17 protein-coding genes are annotated in these 16,749 nt (G+C 53.5%); 11 read left to right on the top strand and 6 right to left on the bottom strand.

Annotated elements, in window-relative coordinates:
• Positions 1-137: 137 nt before the first annotated feature.
• Complete coding sequence (locus PGL01S_RS27230) at positions 138-581, bottom strand: MarR family winged helix-turn-helix transcriptional regulator (RefSeq protein WP_127498296.1); 444 nt, start codon at positions 579-581, stop codon at positions 138-140.
• 139 nt (positions 582-720) lie between these two features.
• Between PGL01S_RS27230 and PGL01S_RS27225 the strand changes: the two genes are divergently transcribed.
• Both PGL01S_RS27225 and PGL01S_RS27220 read left to right on the top strand, forming a co-directional pair.
• A complete protein-coding gene (locus PGL01S_RS27225; RefSeq protein WP_127498294.1) occupies positions 721-1,647 on the top strand; it encodes an NADP-dependent oxidoreductase in 927 nt (308 codons plus the stop codon).
• 184 nt (positions 1,648-1,831) lie between these two features.
• Complete coding sequence (locus tag PGL01S_RS27220; protein WP_174806608.1) at positions 1,832-2,806, top strand: glycoside hydrolase family 43 protein; 975 nt, start codon at positions 1,832-1,834, stop codon at positions 2,804-2,806.
• Between the two features lie 40 nt (positions 2,807-2,846).
• Here PGL01S_RS27220 and PGL01S_RS27215 read toward each other — a convergent pair whose 3' ends face one another.
• Positions 2,847-5,639, bottom strand: a complete 2,793-nt coding sequence (locus tag PGL01S_RS27215; RefSeq protein ID WP_127498292.1) for an exosporium glycoprotein BclB-related protein — start codon at positions 5,637-5,639, stop codon at positions 2,847-2,849.
• Positions 5,640-5,867: 228 nt separating this feature from the next.
• Between PGL01S_RS27215 and PGL01S_RS27210 the strand changes: the two genes are divergently transcribed.
• Positions 5,868-6,989 carry a tetratricopeptide repeat-containing glycosyltransferase family 2 protein gene (locus PGL01S_RS27210; protein WP_127498290.1) on the top strand — a complete coding sequence of 374 codons (1,122 nt, stop codon included), beginning with the start codon at positions 5,868-5,870 and terminating at the stop codon, positions 6,987-6,989.
• Here PGL01S_RS27210 and PGL01S_RS27205 read toward each other — a convergent pair.
• A complete protein-coding gene (locus tag PGL01S_RS27205; RefSeq protein WP_127498288.1) occupies positions 6,963-7,748 on the bottom strand; it encodes an AraC family transcriptional regulator in 786 nt (261 codons plus the stop codon). The genes PGL01S_RS27210 and PGL01S_RS27205 overlap by 27 nt on opposite strands.
• Before the next feature lie 150 nt (positions 7,749-7,898).
• Here PGL01S_RS27205 and PGL01S_RS27200 point away from each other — a divergent pair, with 150 nt between their 5' ends.
• From PGL01S_RS27200 to PGL01S_RS27185, 4 genes are all read left to right on the top strand, one after another.
• Positions 7,899-8,642, top strand: coding sequence for a phytanoyl-CoA dioxygenase family protein (locus PGL01S_RS27200; protein WP_127498286.1), 744 nt, complete (start codon positions 7,899-7,901; stop codon positions 8,640-8,642).
• Between the two features lie 97 nt (positions 8,643-8,739).
• Positions 8,740-9,165, top strand: coding sequence for a MarR family winged helix-turn-helix transcriptional regulator (locus PGL01S_RS27195; protein WP_127498284.1), 426 nt, complete (start codon positions 8,740-8,742; stop codon positions 9,163-9,165).
• 28 nt (positions 9,166-9,193) lie between these two features.
• On the top strand, positions 9,194-11,017 hold the full coding sequence (locus tag PGL01S_RS27190) for an ABC transporter ATP-binding protein (protein WP_244935774.1): 1,824 nt from the start codon (positions 9,194-9,196) through the stop codon (positions 11,015-11,017).
• Between the two features lie 3 nt (positions 11,018-11,020).
• Positions 11,021-11,596 carry a DUF1697 domain-containing protein gene (locus PGL01S_RS27185; RefSeq protein WP_127498282.1) on the top strand — a complete coding sequence of 192 codons (576 nt, stop codon included), beginning with the start codon at positions 11,021-11,023 and terminating at the stop codon, positions 11,594-11,596.
• On the opposite strand, the gene PGL01S_RS27180 is transcribed toward PGL01S_RS27185, so the two are convergent.
• Positions 11,580-12,479 (bottom strand): SDR family oxidoreductase, encoded by a 900-nt coding sequence (locus PGL01S_RS27180; protein WP_127498279.1) that lies wholly within the window; start codon positions 12,477-12,479, stop codon positions 11,580-11,582. The genes PGL01S_RS27185 and PGL01S_RS27180 overlap by 17 nt on opposite strands.
• 143 nt (positions 12,480-12,622) lie before the next feature.
• On the opposite strand from PGL01S_RS27180, the gene PGL01S_RS31065 reads away from it, so the two are divergent.
• Positions 12,623-12,961: a hypothetical protein gene (locus PGL01S_RS31065; RefSeq protein WP_176587500.1), complete on the top strand. Its 339-nt coding sequence runs from the start codon at positions 12,623-12,625 to the stop codon at positions 12,959-12,961.
• Between the two features lie 47 nt (positions 12,962-13,008).
• Here the strand turns inward: PGL01S_RS31065 and cidR are convergent, their stop codons facing one another.
• A complete protein-coding gene (gene cidR / locus PGL01S_RS27170) occupies positions 13,009-13,899 on the bottom strand; it encodes a cidABC operon transcriptional activator CidR (protein WP_127498277.1) in 891 nt (296 codons plus the stop codon).
• Positions 13,900-14,008: 109 nt separating this feature from the next.
• Here cidR and PGL01S_RS27165 point away from each other — a divergent pair, with 109 nt between their 5' ends.
• The 3 genes from PGL01S_RS27165 to PGL01S_RS27155 are packed head-to-tail and all read left to right on the top strand — an operon-like array spanning position 14,009 to position 15,974.
• Entirely contained in the window at positions 14,009-14,380 is a 372-nt protein-coding gene (locus PGL01S_RS27165) for a CidA/LrgA family protein (protein ID WP_127498275.1), read from the top strand.
• Positions 14,377-15,051: an LrgB family protein gene (locus PGL01S_RS27160; protein WP_127498272.1), complete on the top strand. Its 675-nt coding sequence runs from the start codon at positions 14,377-14,379 to the stop codon at positions 15,049-15,051. The genes PGL01S_RS27165 and PGL01S_RS27160 overlap by 4 nt, the downstream gene beginning before the upstream one ends.
• A 26-nt stretch (positions 15,052-15,077) precedes the next feature.
• A complete protein-coding gene (locus PGL01S_RS27155; protein ID WP_127498269.1) occupies positions 15,078-15,974 on the top strand; it encodes a DMT family transporter in 897 nt (298 codons plus the stop codon).
• Positions 15,975-16,009: 35 nt separating this feature from the next.
• Here PGL01S_RS27155 and PGL01S_RS27150 read toward each other — a convergent pair whose 3' ends face one another.
• Positions 16,010-16,702 carry a helix-turn-helix domain-containing protein gene (locus PGL01S_RS27150; RefSeq protein WP_127498266.1) on the bottom strand — a complete coding sequence of 231 codons (693 nt, stop codon included), beginning with the start codon at positions 16,700-16,702 and terminating at the stop codon, positions 16,010-16,012.
• Positions 16,703-16,749: the final 47 nt, after the last annotated feature.

Below are 16,749 nucleotides of genomic sequence, written 5' to 3'. Positions count from 1 at the left end.
TGTCCGGGTCATACCGCAATATCGTCACTCCGCCCGCCTGCCAGATGGATTCCCCTTCCTCGAAGGCGAACCGGCCGCATAATACCCGGACATCATCATCGGTATATTGAAAGCTCATAAGCTGTAATCCTTTCCGGTTATTCGCTCAGTTGATGCAGCAAACGCAGCAGCTCGCCGCGGTCCTCCGGCGACATCGAAGCGAGAACCATGTCTGCCGACTCGCTCATCGCAAGCCGCGCTTGTTGAATAAGGGGAGGCGCTATTTCGGACAATTGGATAAAAGTAGCCCGGCGGTCTTCCGGGTCAGGCAGTCGGACGATCAGTCTCTCCTGCTCAAGCGCATCCACGAATTGCGTAACGGTACGCGGCTTGATGCCAAGCTTTGCGGCGATATCGCTCATCCGGATTTGTCCGGCTTCGGCGACGGAGACGAGGAAGCGCAGCCTTGGTCCGGACAAATATTCCGGAACTTCGAAGGCAGATAACTGGGCTTCGAACCGGAGATGCAGACGGTGGGTTGTCCGGAGCAGCGTCTCCAGCAGGTGGCCGGCTGATGGTATTGTTGTTTCGGATGCTGCCATAGTTCCTCCTTGACTTTTGACGCATGAATTCCTATAGTCTATTTATCGAATAATTAGTGAGTATACTCAATATGTGTTCATTCCGTATTTTGATTTTACACGATTCCGCATGACATTCCAATAAGGAGGGCTAATTCCCATGGCTCAAACGATGCAAGCCATCCGTTATTATCGATTCGGGGGACCCGAGGTGCTGCTGCTGGAGGAAGCTCCAAAGCCGGTTCCGCAGGAAGGGGAGGTGCTGATCCGCATTGCGGCTGCCGGAGTGCTTCCCGTGGATTGGAAAATCCGCAAAGGGTTGTTCCCGATGCCTGTTAAATTCCCCGTCATACCGGGGACGGCTTTTGCCGGCGTAATCGAAAGCGCGGGTCCGGGAGTGACCGGACTTATAGGCGGGCAGGAGGTATTCGGAAGGAGCACAAACGGGACCTACGCGGAATATACAACCGTCGCGGCGGATTCAGTTGCGCTTAAGCCTTCCTCCATCGGTTTTGCCGAAGCGGCAACAATCTCCGGAGGAGCAACAACCGCCTGGCGTGCGATCAACAACGCGGGCATTAAGGCCGGAGACCGCGTATTTATCCATGGCGCGGGCGGCGGAGTAGGCATGTTTGCCGTCCAGTTCGCCAAATGGAAAGGAGCCTATGTTATCGGAACGGCGGGTCCTTCGAATATGGAATTTATCCGATCCATTGGCGTGGATCATGCCATTGATTATACCGCCGGCCCGTTTGAAGCGGGACTGGGGCAGGAGGCGGATTTTGTGCTGGATACGATTGGCGGAGCTGTGCTGGAACGTTCCTGGCCGCTTATCAAGCCGGGAGGGGCTTTGCTTACCATTGCGGGCCAGCCTCCGATAGAGCGGGGACAGCGGGAGGGCGTGCGAGTGCTTCGCTCAGCGCTGGCCTCCAAGCAGGACTTGGAGGATATCGCGGAGTTGATCCGAACAGGCGTTGTCCAAACGCAAGTACAGGCTGTATATCCACTTGGAGAGGCACGCGAAGCTCATACCCGGTCGGAAGCGGGACATGGCCGCGGGCGTATCGTTCTTGCCGTTGGAGAATGATAGTTGTGCAGAAAATGGCAAAAAACCTGTGTAATCCGCCGATTGCACGGTTTTTTTGCGCTGAAATCTTAATTTTACAAACAATGTTCTTTAATTTATGTAGTTTAACGTTGGCCGAATAAAGTTAGAATAAAAAAGGTGTATTAGCATGGTATCAGTTATGCGCGAAAAGGAGATTAAGCACATGTCCAAACCAAATGAACCAATCGTAACGCATATTTTTACAGCAGATCCTTCTGCGCATGTTTTCGAAGGCAAAATTTATATTTATCCTTCCCATGACCTCGATCATGACGGACCGACTAACGATAACGGTGACCAATATCAGATGGAGGATTATCACATTTTATCCATGGATGACGCCAATTCACCGTGTGTCGATCACGGCGAAGCTCTTCATGTGAAGGATGTGCCTTGGGCTTCCAAGCAAATGTGGGCACCGGATGCCGCATTCAAGAACAATACTTATTACTTGTATTTCCCGGCCAGAGATAAAGAAGGCGTATTCCGTATCGGCGTAGCAACCAGCGCAGCTCCGGCAGGGCCTTTCAAGGCAGAAGAAAACTATATTCCCGGCAGCTTCAGCATCGATCCTGCCGTTCTCGTGGATGAAGATAACAGAGCCTACATGTACTTCGGCGGTTTGTGGGGCGGACAGCTGGAGAAATGGACAACCGGCGAATTTGTTGCCGATGCCGCTGATCCGGATGTCAACGGGCCTGCTCTTGGTCCACGCGTCGCGGAACTGAGCGACGACATGCTGACCTTCAAATCCGAGGCGAAAGAGATTTCCATCGTGGACGAGGAAGGCAATCCGCTGCTTGCCGGCGACGAAGACCGCCGTTATTTCGAAGGACCGTGGGTTCACAAATACAATGGCAAGTACTATCTGTCGTATTCGACGGGCTCGACTCATAAGCTTGTGTATGCTATTGGCGACAATCCGCAAGGACCTTTTGTCTTCAAGGGTACTATTCTGACGCCGGTAATCGGCTGGACAACCCACCACTCCATCGTGGAATTCCAGGATAAGTGGTACTTGTTCTACCATGACGCATCCCTTTCCGGAGGCGTCGATCATAAGCGCAGCGTGAAGTTTACCGAGCTTAAGTATAACGAAGACGGCACGATTCAAACGATTGATCCTTACAATAACTAATAAGAAAGCACGGAGCCATGGCTCCGTGCTTTTTTCATTGCTATACGATGGTTAATCCCGCGCTTGCATAGCCGGCAACGGTAGTTGCGACATCCAGCCCCGCCGTTACGGAAGCCGAGAAGACAAGGAGCAGGCGAGTACCGGCCGTCACGGGAATGGAGAGTCCGGTAGTCAGACCGGAAGAAATTGTACCAAGAGCTAGAGTTCCGGTTAGAGCCGGACTTAAGGTTACCAAAGCGCCAGGGACTGCCGTAAAGGTGTTGTTTGGCGTTGCGGATTCGAAGAGCTGGGCTGTAATAGTGATCGTCGAGCCTACCAGTGTTAAGGCTGCCGTTGTACTGAAGTAAGCGGCTAAAGAGGTGATTGTTCCGGTACGCGGCGCGGAGAATGCCATGTTCAGGAGTAGCCCGGCGGCACCGGTCAAGTCAATCGTGCCGCCTGTAACGGTAACGCCAGCAGCGTTGGTTCCAAAGGAAGTTAGCGTAGAGGTGTTCAGTAATCCTCCAAGTACTGTAGTTAGGACTGCAGGTGTTCCAGAAGCAAAAGGAATAATAGCGCCGGAGCCTGCTGAGCCCGTCGCACCAGTTGCTCCCGTGGCGCCTACGCCAGTAGCGCCGGTAGCGCCCGTCGCACCCGTTACGCCCGTCGCGCCCGTCGCGCCTGTTGTGCCGGTAGCGCCCGTAGTGCCGGTAGCGCCTGTCGTGCCAGTTGCGCCCGTCGCACCAGTAGCGCCAGTAGCGCCGGTAGCGCCGGTAGCGCCCGTAGCGCCAGTGTCGCCCGTCGTGCCAGTGTCGCCTGTTGCGCCGGTAGCTCCGGTAGCGCCCGTCGCCCCCGTCGCGCCGGTGTCCCCGGTAGCGCCAGTAGCGCCAGTGTCGCCCGTAGCGCCCGTCGCGCCTGTCGTGCCAGTTGCGCCCGTCGCACCAGTATCACCGGTAGCGCCAGTAGCGCCAGTATCACCAGTCGCGCCGGTAGCGCCAGTGTTACCAGTGTCCCCGGTAGTGCCCGTCGCACCCGTTGCGCCAGTAGCGCCAGTGTCGCCCGTCGCACCAGTAGCGCCGGTGTCCCCGGTAGCGCCAGTGTCGCCCGTCGCACCCGTCGCACCGGTAGCGCCAGTGTTACCAGTGTCCCCGGTAGTGCCCGTAGCGCCCGTCGCGCCGGTAGCGCCAGTGTCGCCAGTAGCGCCAGTGTCGCCAGTAGCGCCAGTGTCGCCAGTAGCGCCAGTAGCGCCAGTAGCGCCAGTGTCGCCAGTAGCGCCAATAGCGCCAATAGCGCCAGTCGCGCCAGTCGCGCCAGTATCACCAGTCGCACCCGTCGCGCCAGTGTTACCAGTGTCCCCGGTAGTGCCCGTAACACCAGTGTCGCCCGTCGCGCCAGAATCACCAGTCGCGCCATTAGCTCCCGTAACGCCCGTCGCACCCGTTGCGCCCGTCGCGCCAGTGTCGCCCGTCGCCCCAGTAGCGCCGGTGTCCCCGGTAGCGCCCGTAACGCCAGTGTCCCCGGTCGCGCCAGTGTCGCCCGTCGCACCCGTTGCGCCCGTCGCACCGGTCGCGCCAGTGTCGCCTGTTGCACCGGTAGTACCAGTGGCGCCGGTAGCACCAGTGACGCCCGTCGCGCCCGTCGCGCCTGTCGCCCCGGTAGCGCCCGTCACCCCGGTGACGCCCGTCGCCCCAGTGGCGCCGGTATCCCCGGTAGCGCCAGTGACGCCCGTCGCACCCGTCGCTCCTGTTGTGCCGGTAGCGCCCGTCGCGCCAGTGTCGCCCGTCGCCCCGGTAGCACCTGTCGCCCCGGTAGAGCCAGTGTCACCAGTGACGCCCGTTGCGCCTGTCCCCCCGGTGTCACCCGTCGCGCCAGTGGCGCCGGTATCCCCGGTAGCGCCAGTGACGCCCGTCGCACCCGTCGCGCCTGTTGCGCCTGTTGCGCCGGTAGCGCCAGTGACGCCCGTTGCGCCCGTCGTGCCTGTTGCGCCCGTGGCCCCCGTCGCCCCGGTAGTACCTGTCGCCCCGGTAGTGCCTGTTGCGCCGGTGTCCCCGGTCGCGCCGGTAACGCCGGTCGCATCTCCTGAAAGGTATAAATAATCAGGAGAAGAGCCCGGTTCGCCAGACGGACTTGCTAACAGAACGAGATAAGTATTGCCATCGTATACTACAAGTTGGCCAAAAGGATAGAAAGACGAATTCAGTGGGTTGTACACGGTAATGCCAGTCAGACCAGCCCCCGTGGCCCCAGTAGGTCCGGTCGCGCCAATGGCGCCATCAGCTCCTGCCGGACCCGCTGCGCCTACAGCTCCGGTAGGCCCAACAGGCCCAACAGGCCCGGCGGGTCCCGCGGCTCCGGCAGGCCCGGCAGGCCCGGCAGGTCCAGCGGGCCCGGCTGCACCCGCAACCCCGGCAGGACCTTGAGGACCAACTGGTCCTTGAGGTCCGGTTGACGGACTGATGACGGGGAGGATCATGGCAAGCTGACGGGATATGGTTCTGATCTGGCCGATGAGGGAGTCCTTGGAGGCCGGAGGGATATCGAATAATAAGGCATCCGCTCCAAGAATATTGATAAGAGATTCCGTCAAAATAACCGTTCCAATCGGAGAGAACGGTACCGTTTCGACAAGGGTAATTTGATTTTCAAGAAGGGAAAGCAGCGCGGACTGTTCATTCGCATCAAAATCAATGCTTAATACGAGAGATCGGAGCTCATTTAATATGGTATTCAGTTGAGACACGCGGCTGGATGTCGGGTTCTCCAGAACATTTGGAAGCAGATTGGACAAATCGGTTAATACATTTTGCATGGAAGCTAATTGTGATGCCGTAATTGGGATTGGACCTGTGGCCATCCTTTATCACTCCTCTGGATGCATGTTTGGCTATTGACATTGCTTAGGCTTGCGGCAAGCTATCTCCCTTCTTTCTTCACCTCATCGCACACGCCGGGAAATTGGAATATTGAAAAATATGTTCCATAAATTAGTAATATTCTTTATGGCTAAACGAAAACGAAGACTTGTCTATCGAGAACTGTCGGAACTCGGCGGAAAAGTTCGAATAAGGGAGGGTTCTGGGCGATGATTAGTATCAGCCTTTGTCTCATTGTGAGGAATGAGGAGGATGTTCTGGCACGATGCCTTGATTCGGTGAAAGGAATTGCGGACGAGATTATTGTCGTTGATACGGGATCCTTGGACAGGACCAAAGAAATTGCTTCCGATTACACGCTAAAGATCTACGATTTCGAGTGGATTGATCATTTTGCCGCGGCAAGGAACTTCGCTTTCGGAAAGGCAACCTGCGAATACATATTGTGGCTGGATGCGGATGATATTTTTAAAGAAGAGGATCAGGTGAAGCTGCTCGAGCTCAAGTCATCCCTGTCAACGGAAGTGGATACCGTGTCGATGTTCTACAATTTGACGCAGGACGAGACCGGGCAGGTAATTAACAGGCTGCGCCGCAACCGGTTGGTGAAGCGTTCGCGAAATTTCCGCTGGATTGGCGCCGTTCATGAATATTTGGAGGTATACGGGGTCGCTAGCGCTTCGGATATTGCGGTTACTCATGCCAGCACGAGACATGACAGTGACCGGAATCTGCGGATCTACGAGCAGCGGCTTGCCAAGGGCGAAGAATTAAGTCCAAGAGATTTGTACTATTACGCCAATGAATTAAAGGATCATAGCCTTAATGAGAGAGCGGTCCATTTTTACGGCCTGTTTCTTCAATCCAATAAGGGATGGGTGGAGGACAATATAGCGGCTTGCGGCAAGCTTGCGGATTGTTATGCGGCACTCGGCAATCAGGAGCTGGCGCTCGAATCCGCACTCCGTTCCTTCAGCTATGGAAGTCCAAAAGCAGACAATTGCTGCCGGATCGGTTATTACCATCTGCAAAAAGGTTCGTATGAAACGGCCGCTTTCTGGTATGAATCCGCTTTGCGGGCGCCAAGGCAGGATGAGGCATGGTCGATGCAAAATACTTCCTGTTCAACCTGGCTGCCTCATCTGCAGCTCTGCGTCTGTTATGACAAGCTTGGAGAATGGCTGAAAGCCTACGAGCATAATGAAATCGCACGCGCCTACCGCCCGGATCACCCGTCTGTCCAACATAATAAAACCTACCTTGAAGGGCTGCTACTACCGGCGCAGGCGCTGGAAGCATCCGATTTAAGCCTTACGCAGACCGCTCCATGATAATTGCCGAAGCTCGGAGGCGGTACGGCCAGTAGCTTGCTTAAGCTGCCTGGCGAAATGATGGGAGGTCTTAAAGCCGCAGCGCTGGGCAATCTCCGTGACGGTAAGACCTGTATTGTTGAGCAGTTCCACCGCTTTCTGGAGACGGTAGCTCCATAGGTATTGGAAGGGCGTAGTTTGCTCAAATTGCTTAAACAGTCTTACCAGATGCTCGGGAGAGACGTTTGCGGCAGCCGCCATTTCTTTTAAAGCCACCTCTTCGGCATAATGCTCGCGAATCCAGGCTAATGCCGCATAAATCGCAGGATGCTTCTCCTTCTGCTCCAAGGACCGCTTGGATTCAATGGGATACAAGTGCAAAGCGGCTAGTCCAAGCTGCTGCATAACGGGGTCGGTTGGCGATGCATCCCGCTGAAGACGGAGCAGGAGATCCGTAAGCCGATTCATTTCTTCGGTGAGCGGCAGGCATTCCGGCAGCAGCCGGAACGATTCCCGGGTCTGTTCCGCCAGCTCCGGCACATGTACCGCAATCCAGCGGTGCCAGGTATCCTCAGTTCGCGAGAAGACGAACTGCTCTTCACGCCCGGGCAAAAGCAGAACGACATGTCCGGGCTGGACATGGAGCTCCCGGCCGTCGATCGTGACAGACATCTCTCCGGTATATAGCATCACAAGCTGAAAATCCTGTTGGATACGAGGGCCGAATTTTCCTCCAGGGGGATAAACGACCGAGCCGGCTACGGCTGATGCCACGTGCATACAATCACCTCAGAACGATTGTATATCCTATGAACACGAAATATCAATCACAGATACGAATGTGTAATTCGCAGCCATTGTCCGGATTAGGTTAGGGGAGTACGATGAGTGTATCGCTTGAGCAAAATGATTCATAAAGGAGAATGATTAGTGAATACGACTTATACGGCTCCGCTTACTCCCCTTACGGATGAACAGATTGCCTTTTTCAGAGAAAACGGATATTTGTTATGGAAGAAAGGCATGTCCGGCGATTTGATAGATGCCTTTAACGGACACATTTACGATATCAGGAACCAGCCGCAGGTGCCGGAGTGGGCGGCTTGCGAGGAGTCGAAAAAATATTCGCTGCGTCTCTTTAACCCCCATAAGCATGACAGCATGTCCAGACAGCTGATGAAGCATGCGCTGGTCCGCGGAGCGCTGGCGCAGCTGATGGGCAAAGAAGCGGTATGCGTGCAAAGCATGTATTTCTACAAAGAACCTGGTTCGCCGGGACAGGCTGCCCATCAGGATTACTACTATATCAAGAATGATCCGATGACGATGATTGCGGCATGGACGGCGATGGAGGAGCTGATCGATGTTGAGAACGGCTGCTTGTGGGTAATGCCGGGCACCCATAGACTGGGGCTGCTGCCGCATGGCTCGGTCAAAAACATCGAAGAGCATGAGCCCTGGACCGAGGAGACGGAAGGCGTGGATACAAGCAAGCAGATTCCCGTTGTGATGGAGAAGGGAGACATCTTGTTTTTCAGCGAGCTTCTCATCCATTCGTCAGGCAAAAACCGGAGCAACGATCGCTGGCGCCGCTCCTATGTCTGCCACTATATCCGCGAGGACTCCCATGTGCTTCACCGGGAGGATTTGCGTCAGAAATATCCATTATATTAGGTTCACAAGCAGAGGGCTGGAAGGCTCTCTTTTTTTTGCGTATAATTAGTTTACAACCGTAACGGTTTACAAAGATAACTAAGAAGGTGTTTAAAAGATGGCAGCAGATGCAATGGATATTTACCAGTCTTTTTTCCGGATTACGCGCCAACTGAAAAAGCTGGCTTTTCACAGTGCGGCTAATCTCGGCTTAACCGTGCATCAGATCAATATTTTGGAGTCCGTCCGGCTGAATCCGGGGCAGAAGCAGAAGGAGCTGACGGAGAAGCTGGTATTCGCCAAAAGCCGGGTCAGCGTTCATATTGACCAGCTTGTAGAGAAAGGGCTTGTCGTACGGGAGCCTTCCGAGCAGGACCGGAGAGAGATCCAGCTGTTTATTACGCCCGCCGGCGAGGAGCTGTGCGAGCTGTACAATCAGGAAGCGGCTTCTTATAAAGCCTTGAGCAGCGCGCTTGAAAAACTGTCTACGGATGATGTCGACAAGCTGCATGAGCTTCATCAGCAGATCTTAAGCCATCTCTAAGCGGACGTTTAAGAAAGAAGGGGTTCCGATGTCCAGAATGTACGGAGGACCAGGGGGAATGGGCTTTAACAGGATGAAGTTTGATGACGGAGCGAAGCCGAATATTACGAAAGCGATGCTCGTCCGCATCTCCGCTTATTTTGTCCCTTACTGGAAACAAACCGTAGTTGTATTGTTTATTTTGCTTCTATCCTCGGGATTGGGGCTGCTGCCTCCGATTTTTATTCAGCACATCGTGGACGATGCGCTCCCGAATAAAGATATGAAGCTGCTCTTGGAGCTGGTGCTTATATCGCTTGCCGCAACCGTTGCGTCCGGCCTGCTTGGCGTGCTGCAGAGCTATCTCAATTCCTATATTTCGCAAAATATCGTATACGATATGAAAAACCAAATGTACCGGCATCTGCAAAAGATGCCCATGCAGTTCTATTCCAACGTGAAGCAGGGCGAAGTCATTACGAGAATGACAAGCGATATTTCCGGCATTCAGGGGGTATTCAACAGCACCGTTGTCAATTTTGCGAGCAACCTGTTTATTCTTGCGACAACGCTTGGAACGCTGTTCGTCATGAACTGGAAGCTGGCTATACTGGGGATGGTTGTTGTTCCCCTGTTTCTTTTTCCAACTCGCAAAATGGGCCGTGTCCGCTGGAAAATCGCCAAAGAGACGCAGGAGAAGATGTCCGAGCAGAACCATATCATTCAGGAAACGCTTAGCATCAGCGGTTATCTGCTCATGAAGCTGTTCACGAAGGAACGGAAGGAATATGAAGGCTTCAAGGCCGTGAATGCAGAATCCACCCGTCTGCAGATCAGGGAGTCAATGGCCGGCCGCTGGTTTATGATGCTGCTGTCCACGTTTACAACGATTGGACCGATGCTCATTTATTTGTATGGCGGATACTTGTATATTCAAGGCGAGATATCGGTAGGGGAAATTATCAGCTTTGTTGCTTTGCTTGGGCGGATATACGGACCTTTTGGCCAAATGACGAATCTGTACGTCGATATCAACCGCTCGATTGCTTTGTTTGAACGGATTTTTGACTATTTCGATATGGAGCCGGTTATCGTCAATAAGCCGGAGGCACTGCCTGCGGATATTTCCGGGAAAAATATTGAGTTTGAGGATGTAAGCTTTGCTTATCAGAAAGACAAACCAGCTTTGAGGAAAATCTCATTTACGGCCGAATCGGGGACAATGACTGCTCTTGTTGGCCCAAGCGGGGCGGGGAAGACGACCATTACGAACTTGCTGCCGCGGCTTTATGAGCGAAGCTCGGGCCGTATCCGCATTGGCGGAACGGATATCAAGGATATGACGCTGGAGTCGCTGCGGTCGCAGATTGGCCTGGTCACCCAGGATAGTTATTTATTTAATGGGACGATCCGGGAAAATCTGATGTATGCCAATGACGAAGCCTCGGAAGAGGAAATGAGGGAGGCATGTAAAGCGGCTTATATCCATGATTTCATTATGGAGCTGCCGGACGGCTACGACACGGTAGTAGGCAACCGGGGGATGAAGCTGTCGGGCGGGGAAAAGCAGCGGATTTCCATTGCGAGGGTTCTGCTCAAAGATCCGGCCATTATTATTCTGGATGAAGCGACATCCTCTCTCGATACGGTATCGGAGTACTATATTCAGAAGGCAATGAGCGTCCTGCTGCAGAATAAGACAAGTATCGTGATTGCGCATCGGTTGTCCACCATTATGGCGGCCGATCAAATACTGGTCGTGCAGGACGGAACGATTGTGGAAAAAGGCAGGCACGAAGAGCTTCTTCAGCAAGACGGGGTTTACAAAGACTTGCATGCGAAGCAGTTTGAGAGGATGAAGGAGGAGCAATGACCCATGACCGTAAATATTGCGTTGCTGCGGGGCATTAACGTCGGCGGAAAAAACAAAATCAAGATGGCCGACTTGCGCGAGGCATTAACCGCTATCGGATTACAGGATGTCCAGACGTATATTCAGAGCGGCAATATTTTATTCAAGTCGGATGAAGAAGAAGCCGTGCTGCGGAAGCAGATCGAACAGCAGATTGACACGGTGTTTGGGCTTTCAATCAAGGTCATTATGCGGACAGCGGAGGAGATGCGGGCTATCGCCGCAAGCTGTCCGTTTACGGAAGAGCAGCTTGCGGCGGCGGCAGCCACGGCGCAAGGGGAATCCCTGTATGTGTCGATGATGCTTGAAGAGCCTGCAGCCGAGCAGCTCGATATGCTCCGGTCGTTCGAAACGACTGAGGAGCTATTCGGCAGCAAGGGACGGGATTTGTATTTGCTGTTCTATCAAACAGTGCGTAATTCCAAGCTTGCGGTAAAAGCGGAAAAGCTTGGCGTGCATTCCACCGTCCGCAACTGGAACACGATTAACAAGCTGGTGTCGCTTGCGGACGGGATGGAATCTTCTATGTCTCCGTCATGACCCCGCCGTTCACATGCAGAACTTGACCGGTAACAAACGAGGAATCGTCGGATGCCAGATAAATATAAGTAGGCGCAAGCTCGAACGGCTGGCCGGCGCGTTTCATCGGCGTTTCCAGGCCAAAGCTTTTGACATATTCGGCCGAGTAGCTCGATACGATAAGCGGCGTCCAGATCGGACCTGGGGCAACGGCGTTTACGCGTATGCCGCAGCCTACGAGCTGAAGAGACAAGGAACGGGTGAAGGAGACGATGGCGCCTTTGGTCGAGGAATAATCAACCAGCAGCGGTGCTCCCGCATAGGCCGTAACGGATGCCGTACTAATAATGGAGCTTCCGGCCTTCAAGTGGGGGAGGGCAGCTTTGGTCAAATAGAAATGCGGGAAGATGTTTGTCCTGTACGTATCCTCGAGCTGCTCGTTGGAAATGTCCAGAATGCATTTTTGCGGGAATTGCACGGCTTGATTCAAGACTAGGATGTCCAGACAGCCATAGTGCCCGATTGTTTTTTGGACAACCTCCGCGGAAAATTCCGGCCTTCTGAGATCGCCTTCGATCAGCAGGCAGCGTCCCCCGTATTGCTCCACCATCTGCTTGGTAGCCAGCGCGTCTTCGCGTTCGTACAAATAAACGATTGCCACATCCGCGCCTTCCTTGGAAAATCCGATCGCAACGGCGCGGCCTATCCCGCTGTCACCGCCCGTAATAATCGCGACTTTGCCTTTCAGCTTGCCGCTGCCCTTGTATTCCGGGTTATCCGAGATCGGAGTCGGATTCATAAGATATTCCAGGCCGGGCTGTCGGTCCTGATGCTGCGGCGGAAAGGTCACCGGTACCTGCTTGCATTTGGTTTCCTGGCTGTAATAAGGATAATAGGGTATCATGCTGGGCCTCCAGAACAGAAAAGTTTGCTATAGGGTATTCACCTATTCCCGGGAAGGTGTACGGTTGCCTATACCAACCCCTGGGTATTGGCATACGCTAACGCAGGCATTTAATTACTTTTCTGATAAAGGAGTAATTGCTAATGACGAAATCTAATCGGACATTTGTTCCTGGAGGCTTTCCGCCGGGCTCGCCGGGCGGATTCCCGCCGCCATGGGGCTGGCAGCCTCCACGTCCTCCATGGTGGGGTTGGGGACCACCTCCACGTCCGCCGTGGTGGGGCTGGGGACCGCCGCCGCGTCCGCCATGGGGCGGACCGGGATTTGGACCGGGATTTGGACCGGGATTTGGATCGGGATTTGGATCGGGCTTAGGAGGTCCGGGACCGGGTCCGGGTGGACCGGGCATAGGAGGCCCAGGCGGCCTAGGTGGTCCAGGTGGTCCGCCTCCGGGAGGACCGCGGGTTAGCAGAAATAAATAATGAATAATAAAAGCCGTCCAATTCATGGACGGCTTTTTTCATGAACATCACGGCGCTTGCTGCAGCGCCTCCCGCGCAAAAGAAATCCATTCGCGCGTAGCGAATGACTGGTAGCTGTCGCGGCGCCAGATCATGGCCAGATGCCAGGGAATACTTGGCGAAGTCAGCGGGATAATGCGAAGCCGTTCCAGATCGAGCTCCCGGCATATCGCCTCGGGCAGCAGCGCGATTCCCAGCTTTGCGGCAACCATCTCGCTGATGAAATCCCATTGGGTGCTCTTGAAGACGACATCCGGCTGGAATCCCAGCTTCTCGCATTCGGCAATGATCCGGTCATGCAGCGTAAATTCCTCATGGAAGAATAGAAACGGTTCTTCCTTAAGCTCAATAAGCGGCACTTCGCTCCGGCTGGCGAGCTTATGCGAAGGAGGGACAACCAGCATCAGGTCTTGCCGCAGGAAGCAGAAGGATTCGAACCTCTCCTCATTCGTCGGCAGCAGAATAACCCCGATATCCAGCGCGCCCGAGCCTACATCGGCCTCGACCTTCTTAGCGCCGTGCTCAAACAGCTGCATCGTAATTTTGGGATACTTCTCGCGAAACTTTCCGATGATACGGGGGAAAAAGGTGACTCCTACCATAGGCGGCAGGCCGATGCGGATATGTCCGACCTTAAGCTCCATAAGCTCGGACAGCCGCGAATTCATGTTGCCGAACGATTGGACCATTTGCTGAGCTTGCTCGAGCAGAATCGAACCGGCATCGGTTATTACAATTTTTTTGCCGAACCGTTCGAATAGGACAACTCCCAGCTCTTCTTCAAGATTTTTGATCATTTTGCTGATGGTCGGCTGGGTAATATAAAGGGATTGCGCGGCTTTCGTGAAGCTTTGGAAGCGGGCGGCTTCCACAAAATATTGCAAGTGTCTTATATCCAAGCGCAAGCTTCTCCTTATCCATAGATAATTGGAATGAAAACCATTCTGTAAATGTATTTTACCTATGAAAAAGGCTGCTGTACACTTCCATTAAAGGGAGTTGGCCGTTATGCGTTACGCAGTTAAATTAATCATTCAGGTTTTATTCTTTATCGTATTCTCGTGGCTGATGAACCACATGGTTGAATGGCTTCATTTGCCTGTTCCCGGCAGCATTTTGGGTATGCTAATCTTGTTTATCCTGCTGCAGGCGAAAATAATTCCTCGCAAATTCGTGGAGTCCGGCTCCGATTGGCTTATTGCGACTATGCTGCTCTTTTTTATTCCGCCCGCGGTTGGCATTATTGGCTACAAGCAGCTTATTATGAGCGCCGGCGTTCAAATCGCGCTTGTCATTACGCTCGGCACCGTTATCGTTATGTTGTGCAGCGGACTGGTGGCGCAGCGGGTAGCTAAACGCAAGGAGGAATCGAGCATATGATGATGGCAGCCGTAAGTCTGCTAATTACCGTTCTCGTATATATAATGGCCCAAAAAATTTACCGTTATAAACCGATTATGTTTTTATCCCCGCTAATTGTTACGCCTGTGGTGCTGATTGTGCTGCTGGCCTTGACGCGAACCAGTTACGCCGACTACAACACAGGCGCGCATTGGCTGTCCGATATGCTGGGACCGGCAACGATTGCTTTCGCTATTCCGTTGTCCAGACATTTTGAGCTTATCAAAAAGCATGCTGCGCAAATCATAATCAGCGTATTAACCGGCTCGGCTGCTGCCGTTGCTTCGTCATTATGGCTGGCGAAAGGCCTTGGCCTTAATGACAAAATCATTTACAGTCTTATTCCGCACTCCGCGACAACCCCAATCGCCATGAATGTGTCCCAATCCATTGGCGGCATTCCGACCATTACGGCCGTTGCCGTCATGGTGACCGGAATTTTCGGGTCTTTGGTAGGGCCGCCCATTATCCGTCTGTTCCGGATCCGCAACGAGGTTGCACGCGGTATTCTGCTGGGAACAAGCGCGCATGGGGCAGGGACGTCCAAAGCGTTTGAGCTTGGCAGCATCTCGGGCACCGTATCCAGCGTGTCGATGATATTGACGGCTATTATTACGTTATTTCTGACACCGCTCCTGCTGGGACATTAAAGCAATATCAGAGAGGATCAATCATCATGCAAACCTTATCGAAGCGGCAAACCGTATTACTCATCACTTTCCTGGTGCTGGTGTGGGGGATCAATTGGCCGCTTTCCAAATACGCGCTTCATTATATGCCGCCCATCCTGTTCTCTGGGGTCAGAACGTTGCTAGGAGGCGTGCTTCTCCTTGCGGCCGCGGTCCCAAGGTACCGCCAGCTTCAAATTCGGCAGACCTGGCCGATTTATCTCCTGTCCGCAGTCGTTAACGTAGTGCTGTATTACGGGCTTCAGACGATTGGCATACAGTATCTTCCTGCCGGTTTGTTCTCGGCGATTGTTTTTCTTCAGCCTGTACTGGTCGGGCTTTTCTCATGGTTATGGCTTGGCGAGCTGATGAACGGGCTAAAAGTCATCGGCTTGGTTCTGGGTTTTGCAGGCGTAGGGGTTATATCGAGCGGGGCGAGTGGCGCTTCCGGACATATTTCCGCGGCGGGTATATTGCTTGCGCTTGGCTCAGCGTTAAGCTGGGCACTGGGTACGATCTATGTGAAGAAGTCGAGCGGCAGGGTCGATAATATCTGGCTTGTTACGATGCAGCTCATAATCGGCGGCGTGTTTATGACCGGGCTTGGTTCCGTCACCGAAAGCTGGTTGGACGTGGTATGGAGCGGCCGATTTATTCTCAGCCTGTTATTCATCTCCATCTTTGTTATCGCGCTTGGCTGGCTTGTCTTCTATAAGCTGATGGATTCGGGCGAGGCGAGCAAGGTCGCGTCCTTCACCTTCCTGATTCCGCTGGTTGCGATCCTGATCGGCACCATGTTCCTGCATGAGCCGTTTACCTATTCGTTATTAGCAGGACTTGTTCTGGTGCTTGGCAGCATCTATCTGGTGAACCGGCCTAGGCGCGTAAGCGTTGTCCATTCCTAATGAAAAAACCGCCTGAGAAGAAGGCGGTTTTTTCATTAGTTTGTCCGGATAAAAGGATGATCGTGGATATCGAAAGTTTCGTAAGCCTTGCCGACCATATCCCTGTCTTTGTCGAACAGATGGGACGCTTTATCGAAAATGCCGCTTGCTTTCGCTACATGGTTGAGTTGTTCGACCATAAACTCCGAATTGCAAAGCACGAGCACTTTTTTGCTGTAGGAAGTCAGCTCTTGTTGGAATTGTACGGCTCTTTCCGCAACTTCGGGGGAATAAACGACGGGCTCACCGTCGGAAGTGACCATGCCGCGATGATCCACCAGAACGTCCAGCTCGTCTTTCCCGTATGCGGAGCAAATGCCAAGCACAATATTGGACATGTATTCTACGTCCTGCTTACCCGATGCCAATCCGTTTACCTGGAACGACAACAGTTTTTTATCCGGATCCAGCGTGTAATGCACCCGGTCCTTGAAAGGAACGATGAAGTCTTTCGGCTGGTAGGCTTGCTTCGGAGAGAAGCGCTCGCCAGAGAATAGATAGGCAACGCCGATTTGCAGGGCAGAGGCAATCTTCTCGATATTGATAATGCTGACATTCCGTTCCCCGCGCTCAACACCGCTTATGTAACTCCGGTCAAGACCGGCCCGATAGGCTAAATGCTCCTGTGACATTCCGCTCCGGGCACGCAGTTCTTTGATTCTCTGTCCAAATTCGATGCGAATATCCACGTTAGTCCGCCCCCAGAATCTAGTATTCTCCTTTGAGATTATCCGCA

The organism is Paenibacillus glycanilyticus NBRC 16618, assembly GCF_004000805.1.
Classification (GTDB): Bacteria; Bacillota; Bacilli; order Paenibacillales; family Paenibacillaceae; genus Pristimantibacillus; species Pristimantibacillus glycanilyticus.
The sequence above is the reverse complement of the archived record's forward strand: the minus strand, read 5'-3'. Positions and strand labels throughout refer to the sequence as shown.